Consider the following 18,815-nt stretch of genomic DNA (forward strand, 5'->3'; position numbering starts at 1 on the left):
GGGGGCATCTTACGGCGTATAGTGGGGTCGTGGTCCGGGGCTTGCGGCACCTCTTCGTCTTCCTGGTCCTCCTCTTCGTCCTCCTCCCCTTCCTCTGGATGGCCTACGCCGCCTTCATGCCCAAGGAGGCGGTGTATTCCGGGGAGCTTTTCTCCCAGGTGGGCTTCAGCCTGGAGAACGTGCGGGGCCTGTCCCGGGAAGGCTTCTGGGAGCGGCTCCTCTTCTCCCTGGGGCTCTCCTCGGGGGTGGTGATCCTCCAGCTCCTCACCGCCCTCCTGGCGGCCTACGCCCTGCGGGCGGGGCTGGGGCTTCTCCCCTTCTACCTGGTGCTCATGGCCATCCCGGCGGAGCTCCTCTTGGTGCCCCTTTACGGCATCCTGAAGGGGCTTTCCCTTCTGGACACCGTCTGGGCCTTGGTCCTGCCCTTTGCCGCCAGCCCCTTTGTCGTCTACCTGGTCTACCAGGCCATGCGCGCCGTGCCCGAGGAACTTCTGGAAGCGGCCCGGCTGGACGGGGCGGGGCACCGGGTGCTTCTTTTCCAGATCCTTTTCCCCTTGGTGCGGCCCACCCTGGTGGCGGCAGGCGTCCTGGCCTTTGCCGCCCACTGGAACCTGGTGCTTTACCCCCGGGTGGTGGTCTCGGACCCAAGGTTTTGGACCCTGCAGACCTGGCTCACGGACCTGCAGCGCAAGTACCCCACGGACTGGGGCCTGCTCTCGGCGGCGGCCCTCTTTTCCGTGCTCCCCATTATCCTCCTCTACCTGGCCTTCGAACGGCGGGGGGTGGCCACCTTTGAGGAGGGGCTCAAGGGGTAGCCCTGAACCGCTCCCGTAGGGCCTTGAGCCTTTCCCGCACCCGCTCTTCCCAGCCTTCCCCGGTGGCTTCATAGAGGCGGAGGCCCTCGAGGCCCTCCGGCAGGTAGGCCTGGGCGAAGCTCCCCTCCTTGTCCTCGTGGTAGTAGGCGTAGCCTCGGCCGTGGCCCAGGGCCTTGGCCAGAGGGGTGGGGGCGTTTCTAAGGTGGAGGGGCACGGGGGCCTCGGGGTGGGCCTTGGCCGCTGCTTCCGCCCTTTGCCAGGCGGCGTAGACGCTGTTGGACTTGGGGGCCAGGGCCAGGTAGATGGCGGCCTCCACCAGGGCAAGCTCCCCTTCCGGGCTCCCCAAGGCCTCGTAGGCCTCCTTGGCGGCCACAGCGAGCCTTAAGGCCAGGGGGTCGGCCAGGCCCACGTCCTCCGCCGCCACCCGGATGAGGCGGCGGGCCAGGTAGCGGGGATCGGCTCCGGCCTTAAGGAGCCTGGCCAGGTAGTAAAGGCTTGCGTCCACATGGCTTCCCCGAAGGCTTTTATGGAGGGCGGAGACCAGGTCGTAGAAGTGGTCCCCACCCCGGTCCATGGCGAAGCGCTCCGAACCCAGGGCCTCCCGGACGCTCTCCTCGTCCACCCGTCCGAAGCTGGCGGCGAGCTCCAAGGTGTTGAGGGCGAAGCGGGCATCGCCCCCAGCGGCCTGGGCCAGCAACCTCAAGGCCCCCTCCTCGTAGGGGGTGCCGGGGAGGCCCCGGGGGTCCGTGAGGGCCTTCTTGAGGAGGGTGAGGAGGTCCGTTTCGGAAAGGGGTCTTAAGGGGAAGAAGCGGAGGCGGGAGCGGAGGGCAGGGGTGAGCTCAAAGGCAGGGTTTTCCGCGGTGGCCCCGATGAGGGTGAGGAGGCCCGATTCCAGGTGGGGCAGGAGGGCGTCCTGCTGGGCCTTGTTGAAGCGGTGGACCTCGTCCAGGAAAAGGACCAGTCCGCCTTCCCGCCGGGCCCTCTCCACCGCTTGCCGCACCTCCTTGAGCCCCGCCTCCACCGCGGAGATGTGCAAGAAGGGCTTGCCTACCCCCTCGGCCAGGAGGCGGGCCAGGGTGGTCTTGCCCGTCCCCGGGGGGCCGAAGAGGACCATGGAGGCGAGCCTCCTGCTCTCCAGCATCCGCCGCAGGAGTCCCCTTGGCCCCGTGAGGTGGGGCTGGCCCAGGACCTCATCCAGGGAGCGGGGCCTAAGGCGCTCGGCCAAGGGCTCCATCCTCCCCATCCTAAAGTGTTGGCGCATGGGGCTTGCCTCAGCAGGTAAGGGAAAGGGCCATGCCCAAGGCCTTTCTGGGCCCCCCTCGTGAGGGGGTACTTAAGCCCAGGGCAGGGGGGACGTGGTAGGCTGGGGGCGAGCATGCGCTGGCTGTTCCTCTTGCCCTGGGCCCTCTTCCTCTTGGGCCTATCGCCCCTGGCCTTTTTGGAGCCTTCGGGCCAGGTGGAACGGGGCCTTTGGCTTCTCGCCTTGGCTCTGGCCTTGGCGGCGGTGGCCAGCCTGTACTCCCGCTTCCCCGTGGCCTATGGGGTGCAGGCGTTTTTGGTGGCGGGTTTAGGGTTTTTGGCCTTTCAGGCAGCTTTGGAGAGCGCTCTCCTGCTCACGGGGGCAGAGGCTTCGGGGTTCACGGTCTTAGGGGGGTTCCTGGGGGCCTTGGCCTTGGGGGGAGCCTTCGTCCTGGGCACGGGAAAGGAGGCCCCCCTTTTGCCCGCTTTGGAGGGGGTAGGGGGGCGGGAGGACCTTCTGCGCCTGGCGGGGGCCCTGGAGGGCCTGGCCCTAAGGCGGCCCCTGGTCTTGGTGTACCTCTCCACCTCTGCCCCGCCGGAGCGGCTTCAGGGCGAACTGAGGCGGGGGGACCTGGCCTTCCGTCTCAATGGGGGATACCTCTTGGTGCTTCAGGGAAGCCGCCCCGAGGACGCCGCCGGGCTTCTGCGGCGCCTTAAGGAGCGCTTTCCCCTCTCGGCCTATGCGGTGGAGCGCTGGCGGGGGGGGAGCTTGGAGCGGGTGCTGGCCCGTCTCGAGGCCGAGGCTCTGTTGCAGACCTGAGGGGGGCCGGTTTTGGTGTAGCTGCCACCGCATACACCATCGCCTGGGTGTACCGGTTTTCCCTTTACCTTGCTCCGGTGGCACCTCCTTCTTCTTACCCTTAGCCTTAAGGAGGTTCGCCATGGAACAGGCCAAGGAGATCAGCCAGGCGTGGCAGGAGGCCCTGGAAACCTACGGGGAGCGGGAAGAGGAGTAAAAAAGCGGGGAAGCCCAGGCCGGACCCCAGAGGTCCGGCCATACCTTTCCTTTTTGCGGGCTCTCCCCTCGGGTTGGGGTTAGCGGCCCACCAGGCGCTTCCGTGTTGAGGGATCCAGCACCTTCTTGCGCAGGCGCAGGCTCTTGGGGGTCACCTCCAGGAGCTCGTCCTCCGCCAAAAACGCCAGGGCCTCCTCCAGGGAGAGCCGTCTCGGGGGGGTGAGGCGGATGTTCTCGTCGGAGCCGGCGGCACGCACGTTGGTGAGCTTCTTGGCGAGGGTGACGTTCACGTCCAGGTCGTTTTCCCGCACGTGCTCCCCCACGATCATGCCCACGTAGACCTCGGTGCCCGGCTCAATGAAAAACTGCACCCGCTCCTGCAGGCGGTTCAGGCTGTAGGCGGTGGCCACCCCCGCCTCCATGGCCACGGCGCTTCCCGTGGTGCGGGTGGGAATGGGGCCGGCCTCGGGGCCGTAGCCGTGGAAGGTGTGGCTCAGGAGGCCTTCTCCCCCGGTAAGGGAGAGGAAGAGGCTACGGAAGCCGAAAAGGGCCCGGGCTGGGATGACGAACTCCGCCCGCACCCTTTCGCCCACCTCCATGTGGACCATCTCCGCCCGCCGGGCCCCTAAGGCCTCCATCACGCTGCCAAAGCGGTCCTGGGGCACCTCCACCACCAGGAGCTCGTAGGGCTCGAGGCCGTCTTTGGTGAGCACCCGGGGCTGGCCCACGCTGAACTCGTAGCCCTCCCGGCGCATGGTTTCCAGGAGGATGGCCAGGTGAAGCTCCCCCCGGCCCCTAAGCTCAAAGACCTCGGGGCCCACCTCCTCCACCTGGAGGGCCACGTTGGTGCGAAGCTCCTTCATGAGGCGCTCCTTCAGCTTCTGGCCCGTCACGTGCGCTCCCTCCCGCCCGGCGAAAGGGGAGGTGTTGGCCGTAAGGGTGAGGGCCACGGTGGGCTCGTCCACCTTAAGGCGGGGAAGGGCCTCAGGGGCTTCTTTGGCGGCCAGGGTGTCCCCGATTCCCACGCCCTCCACCCCGGCCACGGCCACGATATCCCCGGGAAGGCTTTCCTCCACCTCCACCCGCTCCAGGCCCTGGTGGGTATAGACCGCTACCACCCTGGCGGAAAGGACCCCGTCCTCCTTCAAGATGGCCACGCTTTCCCCCTTGCGCACCTTCCCCCGGGCCACCTTGCCGATGGCGATCCGCCCCAGGTAGGGGGAGTGGTCCAGGTTGGCCACCAGAAGCTGGAAGGGCCCTTCCTCCCACCTGGGTGAGGGGATGTGCTCGAGGATGGTTTGGAAAAGCTCCGAGAGATCTTCTTTGGGCGCTTCCCGCCAGGCCCGGCCCTCCCGGCCGATGGCGTAGAGGTAGGGGAAGTCCAGCTGCTCCTCCGTGGCCCCCAGCTCCACCATCAGGTCAAAGGTGAGGTTCAGCACCTCGTCGGGGCGGGCCTCCTTCTTGTCCACCTTGTTGAGGACCACGATGGGCTTGAGCCCAGCCTCTAGGCCCTTCCGCAGAACGAACCGGGTCTGGGGCATGGGGCCCTCGGCGGCGTCCACCAGGAGGAGCACCCCGTCCACCAGGGAGAGGGCCCGCTCCACCTCCCCGCCGAAGTCCGCATGGCCGGGGGTGTCCACGATGTTCACCTTCACCCCGTCCCAGACCACCGCGGTGTTCTTGGCCAGGATGGTGATGCCGCGCTCCCTCTCCAGGTCGCCGGAGTCCAGGATGCGCTCCCCTTCCTCTTTGGAAAGGGCCTTGGCCTGGCGGAGCATGGCGTCCACCAGCGTGGTCTTGCCGTGGTCCACGTGGGCAATGATGGCGATGTTTCGGATCTCCATGGGTGCACCCAATCCCCCCACTTTACCACGGGCGGGCACGTAGGATAAGGGCATGGTGGTGGCCACCTTCTCCCTGGTGGCCCGGGACCCGGAAACGGGGGACCTGGGCGTGGCCGTGGCCAGCAAGTTCCTGGCGGTGGGGGCGGTGGTGCCCTTCGCCCGGGCAGGGGTGGGGGCCATCGCCACCCAGTCCTACGCCAACCCCCGCTTTGGGCCGCAGGGCCTTGCCCTTCTGGAGCAGGGGGCGAGCCCGGAAGGGGTCCTGGAAGCCTTCCGCCGCACCGACCCCGGGCTGGAGCGGCGCCAGTTCGGCCTGGTGAGCGCCAAGGGCGAGGCCCTCACCTTCACCGGGGCGGAGTGCCACCCCTGGGCCGGGGGGCTTTCCGGAGAGGGGTACGCTGCCCAGGGAAACCTCCTCTCGGGTCCCGAGGTGGTGGAGGCCATGGTGGAGACTTTTTTGCGGGAAGAGGGCACTCCCTTTCCCGAGAGGCTTCTCTTGGCGCTCAAGGCGGGGGAGGTGGCGGGAGGGGATAAGCGGGGCAAGCAGTCCGCGGCGCTTCTTGTGGTGGGGGAAGGAAAAGGGTACGGGGGGCTTTGGGACCGCTACATCGACCTCCGGGCCGACGACCACCCCGAGCCCGTGGACGAGCTCTTCCGCCTCCTCTCCCTTCACCGCCTCCTCTTTGAAAGGCCCCGGGAAAAGCGCCCCCTCACCGAGGAGGAGGTGCGCTGGCTGCAGAGGGTCCTCCGGGCCCAGGGGCTTTATGCGGGGGAGGCCCACGGGGTCTTTGACCGGGCCACGGAGGAGGCCCTTTTGGCCCTCGTGGGCATGGAGAACCTGGAAGAGCGCTACGGGGGAGGCCCGGAGGTGGACGAGGCCACCTTGGCCTACCTGAAGGAGAGGTACCCATGGAGCTAGGGGCGGGGGGCGTGGTCTTCAACGGGAGGAAAGAGGTGCTCCTCCTGCGCGACCGCATGGGCTTCTGGGTCTTCCCCAAGGGACACCCCGAGCCGGGGGAGAGCCTCGAGGCGGCAGCGGTGCGGGAGGTCTGGGAGGAAGCCGGGATCCGGGCGGAGATCCTCCTGCTCCTCTTCCCCACCCGCTACGTGAACCCCAAGGGGGTGGAGCGGGAGGTGCACTGGTTCCTCATGCGGGGGGAGGGGGAGCCCAGGCTGGAGCCGGGGATGACCGGGGCGGGCTGGTTCAGCCCCGAGGAGGCCCGGGGCCTTCTCTCCTTCCCCGAGGACCTCAGGCTTTTGGAGGTGGCCCTTGAGCGTCTACCGCTTTGAGGACAAGACCCCCAAGGTCCACCCCACGGCCTTCATCGCCCCCGGGGCCTACGTGGTGGGGGCGGTGGAGGTGGAGGAGGGGGCCTCCATCTGGTTCGCTGCCGTGGTGCGGGGGGATCTGGAGCGGGTGGCCATCGGCCCGGGCACTAACGTGCAGGACGGGGCCGTCCTTCACGCCGACCCAGGCTTTCCCTGCCTTTTGGGGGCCCGCGTGACCGTGGGCCACCGGGCGGTGGTCCATGGGGCGGTGGTGGAGGAAGGGGCCCTGATCGGCATGGGGGCGGTGGTGCTCAATGGGGCCCGCATCGGCAAGGACGCCGTGGTGGGGGCGGGGGCGGTGGTGCCCCCGGGGATGGAGGTGCCCGCGGGGATGCTGGCCTTGGGGGTTCCGGCCCGGGTGGTGCGCCCGGCAGAGCCTCCGGGGAACGCCCCCCGCTACCGGGCCCTGGCGGAGCGCTACCGGGTGGGTCTCTTCCCCGTGGACCCGCCCCGGCGCTACCGCCTCACCCTGCGGGGCCAGGACGCCCTGAACCCCTTTAGCGAGCTGCACCTGCGCCTCAAGCGGAGCCGGAAGGAGGCCCTCGAGGCCCTGCAGCGGGTGGCCCAGGGCTTTCCCCTGGCTCCGGAGGCGGCTTCGCCCCTCCTGGAAGAGGGCCTCATCGTTCCCGAGTGAGCCCGGGGCCACACAGGGGATGGCGCATAGGGGGGACCATGGAAGGCAGAATGGTGGAGATCGAGGAAACCGGGCTGACCTTTGAAACCGAAGTGGACTTGGATCGCCTTCAGCGCCTGGCGGCGGAGTGGCTGGAGGTGATCGGGGAGGAGCCCTCCCGGGAGGGGCTCTTGAAGACCCCCGAGCGGGTGGCCAAGGCCTGGGCCTTCCTCACCCGGGGCTACCGCCAGAGCCTCCAGGAAATCGTGAACGGGGCGGTCTTCCAGGCCGAAGGCAGCGAGATGGTGGTGGTGAAGGGCATCGAGTTCTACTCCATGTGCGAACACCACATGTTGCCCTTCTTCGGCCAGGTGCACATCGGCTACATTCCCGACGGGAAAATCCTGGGGCTTTCCAAGTTCGCCCGCATCGTGGACATGTTCGCCAGGAGGCTCCAGGTGCAGGAGCGGCTGGCGGTGCAGATCGCCGAGGCCATCCAGGAGGTCCTCCAGCCCCTAGGGGTGGGGGTGGTGGTGGAGGGGGTCCACCTGTGCATGATGATGCGGGGTGTGGAGAAGCAGCACTCCCGCACCGTCACCAGCGCCATGCTGGGGGTTTTCCGGGAAAGCCAGAAAACCCGGGAGGAGTTTCTAAGCCACCTCAAGTGACCTCCTCCCGTCCTAAGTCCTCTTCCGCTGGGGATGGGCCGGGGTTTGTGAGGGTAGCGGAAAACCCCCTGCAGGCGCAGGGGGTTTGGACCGTTACTCGGGGGGTTGCGGCGGTGCGGGCACCTCGCATCCCGGCACAGCCATCTGCGGGGCCAAGGTCTGCACGTTTACCGGGATTTCCGCGTTCCCCACGCCTTCCACGTGGAGGCGCAGGATGCCGCTTTGCGCCCCTTGGGGAACGCGGAACATGAGGGTGGCCGGGTTCTCTGCCTGGGTGATCTCAGGGGACTCGGCGGGGAGGCCGGGTTCGGGGGGGAAGAGGGCGTGGTTGGCGCCGCTGTCCCACTCCGCCTGGGTACCGAAGGTGTTGCCCTTAAGGGCCATCCAGTCGCCGGCTTGTACGGTGCACCCGGAGACCACATCGGGTTGAACGCTTTGGATGCGCAGGTTCCCCGTGGTCTTGATGCCTTGGGGGGCAGTGCAGGCCGCGAGGGCCAGAAAGACAAGCCAAAAAGCCTTTTTCATGTTGGCCTCCTAAAACCCCCGGGCGGCCAGAGGCCGCCCGGGACAAAGGGCTCACTCGCTACAGTGGCCGGGGCCGATCAGGCCATTGTTGTAGCTGTCCAGGGTGGCGGCGTACCCCTTGGCCTGGTTGGCCAGGGTCTTGCTCAGGGAGTCGCTGGGCCTATAGGTGCCGAAGAAGCTTTCCGCCCAGGCCATGGCGGCGTCCACCGCTGGGGTGGTGGCGGCCCCCTTCAGGAGGTTCAGCTTGGCAGCGATGAACTGGTGGGCCAGGATGTAGTAGGCGTTGCCCCCGGAGGAGGAGGTCCAGAGGACCTGGTAGTAGCTTTGGCCGGAGAGGTAGAAGATTGTGTCCTCGCCGAGCTTGGCCCAGATACTGTCGTAGGGGGCGGGGCCGTACCGGGAGTGGGTCTTCCAGTAGCCCTGGGTGAGGGTGCAACCTCCGGCACAGGGCACGGAAACCTTTACCGTGGCCGAGGCGGAACCCTGGGTCTGGGTGGTGGAGGTGGTGAAGGTGGCGGTGTTGTCCACCTGGTACTCCCCGCATTGGTCAAACTTAACCCAGCGCTCAAAGAAGTAGGTCTGGGAGATGACCCCTTCGGGGGTGATGCCGCTGATGGCGCTCACCAAGGTGGCGGAGGGGTCTTGCACCGTCACGCTCCCGTCCACCACCTCGGCGGGGGCGGTGAAGGCAAAGCTGGCCTGGGCGGAGGCCGTGCCGCTTTCCCCGCCCGCACTCCAAGCCACCGTGGCGGTGTTGGTCCGGCTTTGCCCGTTGGGCAAGGCTTGGCTGTAGGTGCAGCTAAGGGTTTGTCCCGCAGGTAGGGTGTAGGGGAAGGTGACCCCGCAGTTTAGGGTTAGGCTCTCCCCTGTGGAAAGGGTATCGCTAGGGGTTTGAAGGACCACATCCACGGCGCCCGTGTTCTTGATGGCAACCGTTCCCTTCACCTTGAAGTCCGAGTCCATGGGGGTGCCCACCAGGGAAACCGCGTACTTCACCAGGTAGCTCTGCCCTGAAGCCAAGGTAAGGGTCCCGCCTGCGGGATCCGTGACCTTCTTCTCCATGGTCCAGCGGTAGGTGCGCTTGAACTCGGGCACCGCCGTTTTTTCCACCGTCACCGAGGCCCCCACCGCCACCTGGGGCTTGACGCCTTGGGGGACCTGGGAGCAGGCTCCAAGGAGCCCTGCTGCTAAAAGAACCGCGTGCCAATACCGCATACCAATCCTCTCCTTTCCTGAATCCTTTACCTCAATGGTTCGCGCTCTCCGAGGGGATGGCCAGGTCCAGTTCTCCCAGCGTTTCCCCATCGGCCAGCACCAAAAGGGTGTAGTGACCGGGGCTTAAGGGCACTTCCCCGGTCCAGGTGTAGCCGTCCTCGCTTTTTAGGGCGAAGCTTTGGCCCTTTTCCGTAAGGGCTACCTGGGTAGCCCGGAAGCGCAGGGTGATCTTTACCTTAGGACCTTCTAGGGAGCTGGGGCTGTAGAGGGAGCCGGCGACCAGCCGGAGGAAAAGGGGAGCCTCGGTCTCCTCCTGCCCCTTGGCGGCTTTCACGGTCAGGGTATGGAACCCAGGGGCCAAGGGCAGACGTATCCGGGCGGTGTAGTAGTTTCCCTCCTGGCGGACTAGGGTTACTGGGCCCGAGGGGAGATCCAGCCAGACCCGCTCCGCTTCTCCTTGGACCAGGGCCTTGACCTCCACCTCGGCTCCGGCGATGGGGGTGGAAGGGTCGGCGGTGGCCACCAGGCTCAGACGGCCTGCGGTATAGGTCACCTCCACCTCCCGCCTGGGGGGAATGGCCACCACCTGGATCGCCTTAGGGGGTAGGCTGGGGTCTACCTGAACCTGGATGGCCTCTTCGCCGCGGTAGCCCTCGGGCAGGTAGCGGGCATCAGGATAGATCCGATATTCCCCGCGGAAAAGCCCGCCGATGAGGGCTCGGCCATTGGCGTCCGCCCGGGTGCACCGCTTCACCACCCCCTCGGCGCAGACGCCGGCGAAGGCCAGGCCCTGCTCGTTTCCGCCGTCCAACACCTGGACCGCCAGGGTGGTGGCGGGAGCAAAGGGCAGGTTCTTCTCCAGGCTGGCGTTCAAGGTGACCTGTACCCGCTCCTCCCCCAAGAGGGCCAGGGTGGCGGGAAGGTTACCGAAAAAGAGGACGCCCTCGCCAGCAGCGGTGAAAAGGCGGTAGCGGCCCTGGGCGTCGGTGGTTTCGCAGGTCTTTCCCAGGCAGACCCTCAGGCCCGCTAGAGGTGCCTCGCCTGGATCCAGGCGCCCGTTCAGGTTCTCGTCGCGGAAGGCCTGGCCCGCCACCTCGCCTCCCTTGCGGCCGCCGAAGAGGTCCACCACCTCTTTGGGGGTGGTGAAGGTGAAGGTTTGCGTGTAGGCCAGGCTCAGGCCAAAGTCATGGCGGATCCCGGCTTCTTCCAGGATGAGGGTGTAGGAGGCTCCTAGGGAAAGACTGGGTTCCAGGAAGTTGCGCTGGAATAGGGAAAGGCCAAAGCGCTGGCTCGCGCTTTCTTCCAGGCGGTACTCGTAAGAGAGGCGGGTTTGCAGACTTCCCGGCCAGAGCTGGTTCCAGGCAGCCCCGTAGAGGGTGAGGTCCTTTTCCGTGCCCCGCTTTGCCAGGTACTGCCCCTCGAGGCTTCCCCCGCTCAAGGCCAGCCGGAGCAAGAGGCTCCCTTCCAGAAGGGGATTTTCCTGCAGAAGGTACCGGAGGTAGCCGGAGAGGTTCAGGTCGCGGGTTCCCAGGGTGAGGCCGGCTTGGTAGCTCTGGTTCTCGGGGGCTTCCCCGGAAAGCCTTCGGTTCAAGCCGTAGACCAGGCTGAGGCTTCCAGTGTACACCCCAGGTTCGCCGAAGGCGGTGCTGAGGCTTGGGGCCAGGCCATAACCCCGGTTTTCCCCTTGCTGCCGGTAGCTACCCGTGAGGCTTAGGAGGGCCCCGGCTACGGGCTGGGCGTAGAGGGTGAGCTGGTTTTGCCAAAGGCCCTGGCTGGGGCCAAGCTGCCAGCTGGTGCTTCCCCGAAGGCCCAAGGGGTAGAGGTTCCGGGTGCCTCCCGCCAGGCCCAGGGTGTGAAGGCCCGCCAGGGGTATGCCGCCGTAGCTTTGCACCAGCTCCAAATCCTGGGTCTGCCAGGTGAGGCTTTGGCTCAAGCCCAGGGAAAGGCGGTAGCCCTCCCCGGTCTGGCCGCTGAGGTCGGTGCCGAGGCTCAGGTTGAAGCCTCCCTCCAGGGGGAGCCGGTAGCGCAGGCTGAGGTTGTCCTGCCGGCCCGTGGGGGTGGTCTGGGTGGAGAGGGCCCCCTGGAGGTCCAGGCTCTTGTCCAGGCTCACCGCGCTGGCCCTAAGGCCCAGGGCCCCTAGGCGGTAGGTGCCCTCGAGGCTCACCCGCGCCGGGTCCAGGCGGAAGGTGCCCGCCAGGCCAAAGCTCCCCTGCCCCCCTTGGGCCCGGGCCTCCCAGCCTTCGCCCTTGAGGCTTAAGGCAAGGGTTTGGGGCAGGCGCAAGGGATTCTGCAAATCCCCCGTGAAGGGGCTTGGGGCGGCGGTGGCGGTCACGTAGTCCGAGAGGGCGCCGCTCAGGCTGGGGGCGAGGAGGTAGCCCACCTGCCCTTGGAGCTGGCCTTGTTCCCAGGTGGCCCCCAGGCTCAAGGCCACGCCTAGGCCCAGGGTGATCTCAGGGTCTCGGCCCTTTTGGCCGCTTGCCAGCAAGGGATCCTTGAAGAGCACGATGATCCCGGCCTCTTTACGGGCCTCGGGCTGGGTCTTGGGGGTGGCCCTGAGCTTCAGGTAGAACCGGTAGCCGGCGGAGACCTGCCCCTCAGGGTTCACCAAGACCCGCACCACCCCGGTTTCCCCGGGGGCCAGGCTCAGGCCCGCCGGGTTTAAAAACACCTGGAACATGGCGGCTTCCGCTTGCAAAAGGATTTCTTCTTTCTGATTGGAGCGGTTGCTGACGTAGACCGGGAACTCAAAGGGCCCCCCTAGGCTGGCCTCGAGGGTGGCGGGAGCGGAAAGGGCTATCTGGATCAGGGGCAACACCCTTAGCCCCACCTCGGTCCTGGCCACTTCCTTTTCCCCCTCGTAGGCCACCACCAAGGCCTTCCCCCGGGTGCCCGCAGGCAGAGGGGGTACCCGTAGGGTGAAGCTTAGGGTTTCCTCCTTGCCCTCCAGCACCGCCTGCCTCTCTTGGGAAAGGGCCTGCCACCCCTCCGGGGGGAAGAGGCGGAAGCGCACCGGCCCTGTTCCCTCCACCCTCAGGCTCAAGGTAAGGTAATCCCCTGGAACCCCGGCTAGGTCCGGGGAAGGAATCAAGCGCACCTGGGCCCAGACCAGGCCAAGAAGGAGGGGGAAAAGAGCCAGAAAACGCCTCATCTCACGGCTGCCTCAAGGCGGTGACCAGGGCCTGGACCACGTAGCTACCGGCGCGCTCGTTGCCGAGAAGCTCGAGGGCGAACTCTAGGCGGATCTCCAGCCAGTCCCCCGTGGGGCCCGCCTGGGTGTAGATGATCTGCGGGGTGCCATCGGCCCTAAGCCAAAGCCCGCCGTTCACCCGGTAGAGGACCTGTCTGGCAGGCAGCACCAAAACCCCGTTTTGATCCTTCAGGTCGGGGATTTGCAGGAGAAGGCTCCACACCCCGGTGGCATTGGAGAAGACCTGAACCGGTAAGACACCCCCCTCCAGGTTGCTGGCGGGGTAGGTGGCGGGAAACGCCTTGGGGGGGTAGTCCTGAAGGTCAAAGGCGATCTGGGTGGTGGGGGTGCGGAGGGCGATGGTCTCGGGGATCAGGGTCTGCACGATCCAGGTGGCCTGGGCCAGGGCCGGGGCCAAGAGGAGGATGAAACCGGCTAACCAACTTTTCATGGGGTACCTCCTTTTCCCCCCTCGTTCGCCGGAGGCCCAGGTGGGGCGCTCAGGGGGGTGCGCAGGGTGAAGGGCAGGTCTGCGGCCACGTCCTTGGTGGGGTCGCCGTAGTTGAGGATGGCCAAAGCGGTGTAGTTCCCTGCGGGCAATGGCCCCACCAGGGTTACCGGGAGGATGCGCACCTGGTCCGGCAGCACCACCACCTCCTCCACCTCGGCTTCCGCCACCTTCCGCCCCATACTGTCCCGTACCTCAAAGCGGCCGGAAAGCTTCTGGGCGGTGTTGCCCGTATTCTGGTACTGGATGGCGAAGCGGTAGGGCTCCTGCGGGTCCTTAGGGGGGCTGGGCACGATCCCGGTGATCCGCCCCCCAGAGGTTAAAGGTCCTATGTTCACGTAGAAGACATGGGCCATGCGCACCCGGAAGGTGGCCAGGGGTACCCCGGGGGGTGGATTGGGATCCTCGGATTCCAGGAAGAGGATGCCCCAGTGGGTGCCGGAGACAGCGTCCTTGGGCACGGTGAGGGTGTAGGTGAGGGGGCGGCTTTGCTTGGGTTCCAGTAAAAATTCCGCCGGAGAAAAGGTGGCCCAGGGGCTTGCGCTTTCCTTCAAGGTACCCGTGGGCAGGAACTGGATCTTTCCCATGGGGTCGTAGGTCCAGTCCCCCAGGCTGACCCGCACCCGCACGGGACGGGTGCCCACGTTGTAGACGGTGAGGGTTTGCGTGAGCACCTCCCCCGGCTTGGCCTCCTTGAGGAGGACGGGCGGTTCCACGCCCAGGGTGCTTTGAGCTAGGGCGCCGAGGGCCAGGGTGAGGAGGAAAGGAAAGATTCGTTTCATGGTTCACCGAGGGAGAAAAGGCCCGGCCCTAGGGCCGGGCCTCCTTGCCGCTTACCAAGCAGTCGTGGCCAGGGTGTAGGTGAGGTTCGCGGTGCTCTTGCCCCAGAGGTCGCTGTTGACCTTGACGGCCACCACCACCAGGTCATCCAGCCAGCTCTTGTAGCCGCACCGCTCGGGGTTGTTGCCGGAGCGGGTTCCCGTGGGGCCGGCCTGCAGGTTGCGGGGGACCAGCTCCAAGGTGGCCCCGTTGGGGAGCTCGTAGAGGCCCGTGGCCGCGCCGAAGGTGTCGCAGGGGTTGTCCTGGATGTAGAGGTGTTGGATCCCTTGAGCGCCCTGAGGGTCGTTGCGGTTTACGGTTAGGTGCCACTGTTTGCCGTTGGAAAACTTCTGCAGGATGAAGCTGCGGTAGCAGACGAAGTGGTTCTTGCTTCCGGGCACCAGTTCCCCGTCCTTATCCAGCTTGATGGGCGGGTAGGCGGTCACCGCCCCGCCACCGTTGATGGTGATGTTGGGCCACTGGGCCACGCCGTAGCTGGTGCCCAAGGGCAGGGTCTGCACCTGGTTGTAGAAGTTGTTCCCCAGCTGGGTCTTCACGTCCTGGTCCGTGAGGCCGTAGACGCAGACCATCTGCCCCCCGAAGTCGGGGGTGGAGTTGGGCCAGCTGGCCCCGTCCAGCCCCGTGAGGTCGAAGGTCAGGGTGGTGACGTCCAGGTGCAACGCCGTAGCCTTGGGGAGGATGAGCTCGATGGTCTGGTTCACGGCAGCCGAGTCAGCGCCTTTGGCGTAGGTGTCGGGGCCGTTGCCCTTGGTGGGGGCCACCGTGGGGGCCTGGGCCAGGGCCAGGGGAGCTAAAACCAGTACTGCTGCCAAAATGCCTTTGCGCATATTTCCCTCCGAATCTGCCCCTCGAGGTGGTGGCCTCTCAGGACGCCCTCACCCTAAGGGAAGGGCGTTACGGGGGCGTTACGAGGAGGAGGCCCGTGGCCCAAGGAACCTCTGGGTTCGTGGTAGGATGAAGGGCAAGGAAGGTAACGCTTTGAAACGTCCCCTTAACGATCCGGTTTATGCCCTGCCCCTTTTCGGCCGGGCCCGGGTGGTTTTCCAGGGTGAGGAGCTGCGGGTTTCCCGCAAGGGGCTGGCCCTGCTTTACTACCTGGCCCTCGAGGGGCCCACCTCGAGGGCCCGCCTGGCCGACCTCCTCTACGGCCATGGCTCGGCCCTGCAAAACCTGCGGGTGGAACTTCACCGCCTGAGCCGGGCTTTGGGGCGAGAGGTGTTCCCCAAGGGGCAGGATCCCTTGAGCTTGCCTTCCTGGCTGAAGCTGGAGACCTTGGGGCACGGGGAGGTTCTGGAGGGCTTGGAGGAGGTGGAGGGCTTGTGGGAGTGGGTGCAGGAGGTGCGCACCCGCTCTGAGGCCTTTCCTGGCCTTCCCTGCCGCCAGGAACTCTTGCGGGAGCTTTCCTCTTTGCACCCCCCATTTCTTTTGGTGTTAAGGGTGCGGCTTGGAGCGGGCCAGCGCCAGCTGGCCCAGGAGCTGGCCCGGGTTCTGGGCCTGGCCTTCCACCAGAGCCTGCGCCCAGAGGGTTTGGTCTACCTGGAGTTCCCCTATCCCCAGGTGCCCTTGCGGGAGCTTCTGCGCTCCAAAGCCTTTTTGGTCCTGAGCCTGGACCCAGGGGAGGAGCCTCGCTTCTTCCTGGAGCTACGCGCCAACTATCCTCCAGAGCGCATGCGGGTGCTGGAGCTATCCCCGTTACCATGGTACGAGGCCAGGCAGGGGCTTTTGGCTGGGTATGGTTTCCAGCAAGCTGCCAGGGCCTACTTCCTGGCGGGAGGCCAGCCTGAATGGATCCCCGAGTGGCTGGCTTCGGCTGGTTGCCCTCAGCGCCTCCTGGCCCAGCTTCGCCTACAAGCCCGTTGGCTTAGCGAACCCGCCCGCGTGGCCTTGGAGCGGCTTTCCGTGGCCTTGGGGCCCATTCCTGAGCAGGCCCTGGACGCCCTGGGGGCTCTGCCCTACCTGGAGGAGCTGGAGCGCAAGGGATGGCTGGTTTACGGGGAAGGCTACCGCTTTGCCAAGGAGGCGGAGCGCCGCCTTTTTTCTTATACCCTGCCCCCGGGCCGAAGGCGCGAGCTTCACGAGCGGGCGGCTACCGCCTTAGCTCTTGCGGGCCGCAACCAGGAGGAGGCCCTGCACCGGAAGGCCTTGGGGGAGGGGTACCCAGGCCTCCTCGATCCTCGTCTGCGCCAGGCCCTGTTTGGAGAGGGGAGGGTTTGGGAACGAAGGGGGCTGGGGCGGGAACTGGCCTTGCTTGTGCAGGGCGGCCAAGGGGTTTTCCCCTTGGGGCAGGGGTTTGGCCTGGCTCTTTTGGAACCCACGGATAAGGCCCACCTGGACTTCGCCTCCTTGGAGGAGGAGGCGGTGTTGGAGCTGGTAGGGGAAGCTTATGCTCCCCAGGACTCCTGGGGCCTGCTTTTGGCCTTACGGGGAGCCTGGGGGGAAGGGTATATCCAGCTGGAAGGGGCTTTCGCCCACCGCATGCTCCTTCCCCCTGGCCCTTTCCGCCTGCGTTTTTCCGGTTTGGGGGTGGCGGAGTTTTCCCTGCGGGCCTACCGTCCGCGGTCGGACGAGGGCACCTCCCGTTCAGGCAAGGCTCCGGTGGACGTGTGGGTCTTAGCGGCGAAGAAGGCCCAGGAGATTCCAGAGCAGGGTGAGAAGAAGGGAAAGAACCAGGGCCGAAGTGATGGGAATGTACACCCGTAGGCCTTCCCGCTCGATTCGGATGTCCCCCGGCAGGTGGCCGAACCAGGAAAAGACCTTGGGGAAATAGAGGAGCACGAGACCCAGAAGGACCAGTAAAACTCCGAGAAAAAGCAGAGCCTTACCCACCTCCATCCCGAACCTCCAGATAGGCGGTGAGGGCGGCACCCAAGAGCCCAGCCTCCCCTCCCAGAAGGGCCCGGCGCAAGGGGGGTATCTCCCAGCCCGAGAGGTAATGGCGATAGGCTTCCTCCAAGGCCTCCCAGTACGCCTGAGGGGCGTTCAGGGCCAGGCCCCCGCCCACCACCACCGCCCCGGGATCGAAGGCCTTGACCAAGCTGGCCAGGCCCATGCCCACGTAGCGGGCCGCTTGGAGGAGGATGCGCTCCGCCTTGGCCTCGCCTTCTTGGAAAAGCTGGAAGAGCTCCTTGGTATCCACCTTGCGGTGGTAGGCGTAGGAGGCCTCCCGCTCCAGGGCCCGGCCCGCGGCCAGGGCCTCGAGGCACCCCTCCAGCCCGCAGCCGCACACCGGCCCCCCGGGGAGCAGGGTGATGTGGCCTAGCTCCCCTCCCTGCCCCCTCTCTCCCCTTAGGACCCTCCCCCCCAGGACCACCCCGCCCCCGATCCCGGTGGAAACCGTGAGGAAGAGGGAGCTTGTCTCCCCCTTGGCCGCTCCCAGGTGGTGTTCGGCCAAGGCGGCGGCGTTGGCGTCGTTTTCCAGGTACACGGGCCTTTTGGTGGCCTCCTCCAGAAGGCGGCGGATGGGAAAGTTCACGAGACCCCGGATGTTGGGGGTGAAGCGGATCACCCCCTCCTTGAAGTCCAAGGGACCCGGGGTGCCCAGGCCGATGGCCACGCCCTTCACCCCAGCCTCCGCCTCTGCTTTGGCCGTGGCCTCCGCCAGGGCCTGGACCACCGCCAGGCCCCCTTCCTCAGGGGTGGGGAGGACCACCCGGGAAAGAAGCCTTTCCCCGTCAAAGACCCCGGCGGCGATCTTGGTCCCCCCCAGGTCCAAGCCCACCACGGTCATGGGATCTCCTCCTCCAAAACCGCCTCCGCTTCTCCCCAAAAGCCCTCGGGTACCCAAAGGTTCACGTCCCCCATGTAGGTGCCCAAGGCGGCCTCGGGAAGGCCGGAAAAGGGGGTTTCCAGGATCACGGGGATGCCCCTGGCCTCGAGCCTCGCCCTCACTCCCTCGGCCACGGGCCGGGGGGCGGTGAGGAGCCTGCGGTAGGGGGTGCCGGCGATCAAGCGGCGTTCCATAACGCCTCCACCAGGCGTACGTAGTCCTGGGCGGCCCCTTCCACCTCGGCCAGGAGGATATGCTCCCTGGAAGTGTGGGCCAAAGAGGGGTCCCCCGGGCCGTAGCCCAAGACGGGAGCCTTGGTGCCCAGATAGGGGGCGTCGGTGGTGAAGGGCCAAAGGCCCGCCCCTTCCTGGCCCAGGGCCTTAAGGGCCGCAAGGAGCAAGGGGTGGTCCTCCGGCAAGCGGTAAGGAGGCCAGAGGGCGGGGATGACGAGGCGCACCTCCCCCGAGGCCCGCTCCTCCTCGGGGATGTAGACCGAGGCATCCCCCAGGGCCTTGAGGTTATCCAAAAGGGTTTCCAGGTTGGCCTCGGGCTCGTAGCGCACGTCCAGGTACAGGCGGACCACCCCGGGGGTCTGGTTCCGGGCCCCGGGGTAGGTGTCCACCCGGGTGGGGGTGAGCTTGAGACCAGGGGGAAGGGGAAGTTCCCGTAGGGCCAGGAGGTACTCCCCCAGGGCGTAGAGGGGGTTTTCCGGGCCCGAGAGGGCGGCGTGGGTCTCCTCTCCTTCAAAGTCCGCCCAGACCTCCGCCCGGCCCCGGTGGCCCCGCATGAGCCTTCTCCCTGAGGGCTCCCCCAGGATGAAGGCCAGGGGGGAAAGTCTTTCTGCGGCATGACGGCTCCCCAGGCCCCCCACCTCCTCCTGCACCGTGGCCAGGAGGCGCACACGTCCCTTGAGGGGTCTTTGGGCAAGGGCCTCGAGGGCCAGGAGCATGGCCACCAAAGGACCTTTCATATCCACCGCCCCCCGGCCCCAGACGGCCTCCTGGGCCACGGTGCCCTGGGGGTAGGGCCAGTGGGTGGGATCCCCCACGGGCACCACGTCCAGGTGCCCGGTTAGCACCACCTCGGGTTCCTTCTCCCCCAAGAGGGCCTCCACGTTTCCCGCCTCGTCCAGGGTGGCCGTCAGGCCTATACCCTTAAGGGCCTCCAGGAGGAGGGTTGCCGCTTCCCCTTCCTGCCCGGGGAGGCTTTCCGCCTGGAGGAGGCGGGAAAGAAGCCGGATCCAGTCCACGA

General features: G+C 66.8%; 19 protein-coding genes. 7 read left to right on the forward strand and 12 right to left on the reverse strand.

Going from position 1 to position 18,815, the window contains the following annotated elements:
* Positions 1 to 29: 29 nt before the first annotated feature.
* On the forward strand, positions 30 to 815 hold the full coding sequence (locus tag L1087_RS05900) for a carbohydrate ABC transporter permease (RefSeq protein ID WP_407702041.1): 786 nt from the start codon (positions 30 to 32) through the stop codon (positions 813 to 815).
* On the opposite strand, the gene L1087_RS05905 is transcribed toward L1087_RS05900, so the two are convergent.
* Positions 805 to 2,058: a replication-associated recombination protein A gene (locus L1087_RS05905; protein WP_234558092.1), complete on the reverse strand. Its 1,254-nt coding sequence runs from the start codon at positions 2,056 to 2,058 to the stop codon at positions 805 to 807. The genes L1087_RS05900 and L1087_RS05905 overlap by 11 nt on opposite strands.
* A 132-nt stretch (positions 2,059 to 2,190) precedes the next feature.
* Here L1087_RS05905 and L1087_RS05910 point away from each other — a divergent pair, with 132 nt between their 5' ends.
* Entirely contained in the window at positions 2,191 to 2,874 is a 684-nt protein-coding gene (locus tag L1087_RS05910) for a hypothetical protein (RefSeq protein ID WP_234558053.1), read from the forward strand.
* 275 nt (positions 2,875 to 3,149) lie between these two features.
* On the opposite strand, the gene typA is transcribed toward L1087_RS05910, so the two are convergent.
* A complete protein-coding gene (typA, locus tag L1087_RS05915) occupies positions 3,150 to 4,913 on the reverse strand; it encodes a translational GTPase TypA (protein ID WP_234558054.1) in 1,764 nt (587 codons plus the stop codon).
* A gap of 52 nt (positions 4,914 to 4,965) precedes the next feature.
* Between typA and L1087_RS05920 the strand changes: the two genes are divergently transcribed.
* The 4 genes from L1087_RS05920 to folE are packed head-to-tail and all read left to right on the forward strand — an operon-like array spanning position 4,966 to position 7,523.
* Positions 4,966 to 5,832 carry a DUF1028 domain-containing protein gene (locus L1087_RS05920; protein ID WP_234558055.1) on the forward strand — a complete coding sequence of 289 codons (867 nt, stop codon included), beginning with the start codon at positions 4,966 to 4,968 and terminating at the stop codon, positions 5,830 to 5,832.
* A complete protein-coding gene (locus L1087_RS05925; RefSeq protein WP_038040968.1) occupies positions 5,823 to 6,203 on the forward strand; it encodes an NUDIX hydrolase in 381 nt (126 codons plus the stop codon). Before L1087_RS05920 ends, L1087_RS05925 begins: the two co-directional genes overlap by 10 nt.
* Positions 6,184 to 6,876, forward strand: a complete 693-nt coding sequence (locus L1087_RS05930) for a gamma carbonic anhydrase family protein (RefSeq protein ID WP_038040967.1) — start codon at positions 6,184 to 6,186, stop codon at positions 6,874 to 6,876. Before L1087_RS05925 ends, L1087_RS05930 begins: the two co-directional genes overlap by 20 nt.
* A 38-nt stretch (positions 6,877 to 6,914) precedes the next feature.
* The gene (gene folE, locus L1087_RS05935) at positions 6,915 to 7,523 is read left to right on the forward strand and encodes a GTP cyclohydrolase I FolE (RefSeq protein WP_234558056.1); all 609 of its coding nucleotides are present in this window, start codon (positions 6,915 to 6,917) and stop codon (positions 7,521 to 7,523) included.
* A gap of 93 nt (positions 7,524 to 7,616) precedes the next feature.
* On the opposite strand, the gene L1087_RS05940 is transcribed toward folE, so the two are convergent.
* Genes L1087_RS05940 through L1087_RS05965 form a run of 6 tightly spaced genes read right to left on the reverse strand, consistent with a single transcriptional unit; the run spans position 7,617 to position 14,625 of the window.
* Positions 7,617 to 8,048: a hypothetical protein gene (locus L1087_RS05940; RefSeq protein WP_234558057.1), complete on the reverse strand. Its 432-nt coding sequence runs from the start codon at positions 8,046 to 8,048 to the stop codon at positions 7,617 to 7,619.
* Between the two features lie 51 nt (positions 8,049 to 8,099).
* Positions 8,100 to 9,263: a hypothetical protein gene (locus tag L1087_RS05945; protein ID WP_234558059.1), complete on the reverse strand. Its 1,164-nt coding sequence runs from the start codon at positions 9,261 to 9,263 to the stop codon at positions 8,100 to 8,102.
* 31 nt (positions 9,264 to 9,294) lie between these two features.
* Positions 9,295 to 12,411 (reverse strand): hypothetical protein, encoded by a 3,117-nt coding sequence (locus tag L1087_RS05950; protein ID WP_234558061.1) that lies wholly within the window; start codon positions 12,409 to 12,411, stop codon positions 9,295 to 9,297.
* 1 nt (position 12,412) lies between these two features.
* Positions 12,413 to 12,901: a hypothetical protein gene (locus L1087_RS05955; protein WP_038040962.1), complete on the reverse strand. Its 489-nt coding sequence runs from the start codon at positions 12,899 to 12,901 to the stop codon at positions 12,413 to 12,415.
* Entirely contained in the window at positions 12,898 to 13,740 is an 843-nt protein-coding gene (locus L1087_RS05960) for a DUF916 domain-containing protein (RefSeq protein ID WP_234558062.1), read from the reverse strand. The genes L1087_RS05955 and L1087_RS05960 overlap by 4 nt, the downstream gene beginning before the upstream one ends.
* A 51-nt stretch (positions 13,741 to 13,791) precedes the next feature.
* Positions 13,792 to 14,625: a hypothetical protein gene (locus L1087_RS05965; protein ID WP_234558063.1), complete on the reverse strand. Its 834-nt coding sequence runs from the start codon at positions 14,623 to 14,625 to the stop codon at positions 13,792 to 13,794.
* 151 nt (positions 14,626 to 14,776) lie between these two features.
* Here L1087_RS05965 and L1087_RS05970 point away from each other — a divergent pair, with 151 nt between their 5' ends.
* Positions 14,777 to 16,498: a hypothetical protein gene (locus L1087_RS05970; RefSeq protein WP_234558064.1), complete on the forward strand. Its 1,722-nt coding sequence runs from the start codon at positions 14,777 to 14,779 to the stop codon at positions 16,496 to 16,498.
* On the opposite strand, the gene L1087_RS05975 is transcribed toward L1087_RS05970, so the two are convergent.
* From L1087_RS05975 to L1087_RS05990, 4 genes are read right to left on the reverse strand one after another with little or no spacing between them, the layout of a single operon-like run.
* Positions 16,409 to 16,630 (reverse strand): DUF2905 domain-containing protein, encoded by a 222-nt coding sequence (locus L1087_RS05975; protein ID WP_038040959.1) that lies wholly within the window; start codon positions 16,628 to 16,630, stop codon positions 16,409 to 16,411. The genes L1087_RS05970 and L1087_RS05975 overlap by 90 nt on opposite strands.
* Complete coding sequence (locus L1087_RS05980) at positions 16,617 to 17,525, reverse strand: glucokinase (RefSeq protein WP_234558065.1); 909 nt, start codon at positions 17,523 to 17,525, stop codon at positions 16,617 to 16,619. The genes L1087_RS05975 and L1087_RS05980 overlap by 14 nt, the downstream gene beginning before the upstream one ends.
* On the reverse strand, positions 17,522 to 17,758 hold the full coding sequence (locus tag L1087_RS05985; RefSeq protein ID WP_234558066.1) for a DUF2007 domain-containing protein: 237 nt from the start codon (positions 17,756 to 17,758) through the stop codon (positions 17,522 to 17,524). The genes L1087_RS05980 and L1087_RS05985 overlap by 4 nt, the downstream gene beginning before the upstream one ends.
* Positions 17,743 to 18,813, reverse strand: coding sequence for a M20 family metallopeptidase (locus L1087_RS05990; protein ID WP_234558067.1), 1,071 nt, complete (start codon positions 18,811 to 18,813; stop codon positions 17,743 to 17,745). Before L1087_RS05990 ends, L1087_RS05985 begins: the two co-directional genes overlap by 16 nt.
* Positions 18,814 to 18,815: the final 2 nt, after the last annotated feature.

Origin of the sequence: Thermus tengchongensis, from assembly GCF_021462405.1 — a bacterium.
In the GTDB taxonomy this organism is placed as follows: domain Bacteria; phylum Deinococcota; class Deinococci; order Deinococcales; family Thermaceae; genus Thermus; species Thermus tengchongensis.

Bases quoted from the DNA above. Each gene is read 5' to 3' on its own strand.
- L1087_RS05905 (WP_234558092.1), bottom strand. From the start codon at position 2,058: ATGGGGAGGATGGAGCCCTTGGCCGAGCGCCTTAGGCCCCGCTCCCTG.
- L1087_RS05910 (WP_234558053.1), top strand. From the start codon at position 2,191: ATGCGCTGGCTGTTCCTCTTGCCCTGGGCCCTCTTCCTCTTGGGCCTA.
- typA (WP_234558054.1), bottom strand. From the start codon at position 4,913: ATGGAGATCCGAAACATCGCCATCATTGCCCACGTGGACCACGGCAAG.
- L1087_RS05920 (WP_234558055.1), top strand. From the start codon at position 4,966: ATGGTGGTGGCCACCTTCTCCCTGGTGGCCCGGGACCCGGAAACGGGG.
- L1087_RS05925 (WP_038040968.1), top strand. From the start codon at position 5,823: ATGGAGCTAGGGGCGGGGGGCGTGGTCTTCAACGGGAGGAAAGAGGTG.
- folE (WP_234558056.1), top strand. From the start codon at position 6,915: ATGGAAGGCAGAATGGTGGAGATCGAGGAAACCGGGCTGACCTTTGAA.
- L1087_RS05940 (WP_234558057.1), bottom strand. From the start codon at position 8,048: ATGAAAAAGGCTTTTTGGCTTGTCTTTCTGGCCCTCGCGGCCTGCACT.
- L1087_RS05945 (WP_234558059.1), bottom strand. From the start codon at position 9,263: ATGCGGTATTGGCACGCGGTTCTTTTAGCAGCAGGGCTCCTTGGAGCC.
- L1087_RS05950 (WP_234558061.1), bottom strand. From the start codon at position 12,411: ATGAGGCGTTTTCTGGCTCTTTTCCCCCTCCTTCTTGGCCTGGTCTGG.
- L1087_RS05955 (WP_038040962.1), bottom strand. From the start codon at position 12,901: ATGAAAAGTTGGTTAGCCGGTTTCATCCTCCTCTTGGCCCCGGCCCTG.
- L1087_RS05960 (WP_234558062.1), bottom strand. From the start codon at position 13,740: ATGAAACGAATCTTTCCTTTCCTCCTCACCCTGGCCCTCGGCGCCCTA.
- L1087_RS05965 (WP_234558063.1), bottom strand. From the start codon at position 14,625: ATGCGCAAAGGCATTTTGGCAGCAGTACTGGTTTTAGCTCCCCTGGCC.
- L1087_RS05975 (WP_038040959.1), bottom strand. From the start codon at position 16,630: ATGGAGGTGGGTAAGGCTCTGCTTTTTCTCGGAGTTTTACTGGTCCTT.
- L1087_RS05980 (WP_234558065.1), bottom strand. From the start codon at position 17,525: ATGACCGTGGTGGGCTTGGACCTGGGGGGGACCAAGATCGCCGCCGGG.
- L1087_RS05985 (WP_234558066.1), bottom strand. From the start codon at position 17,758: ATGGAACGCCGCTTGATCGCCGGCACCCCCTACCGCAGGCTCCTCACC.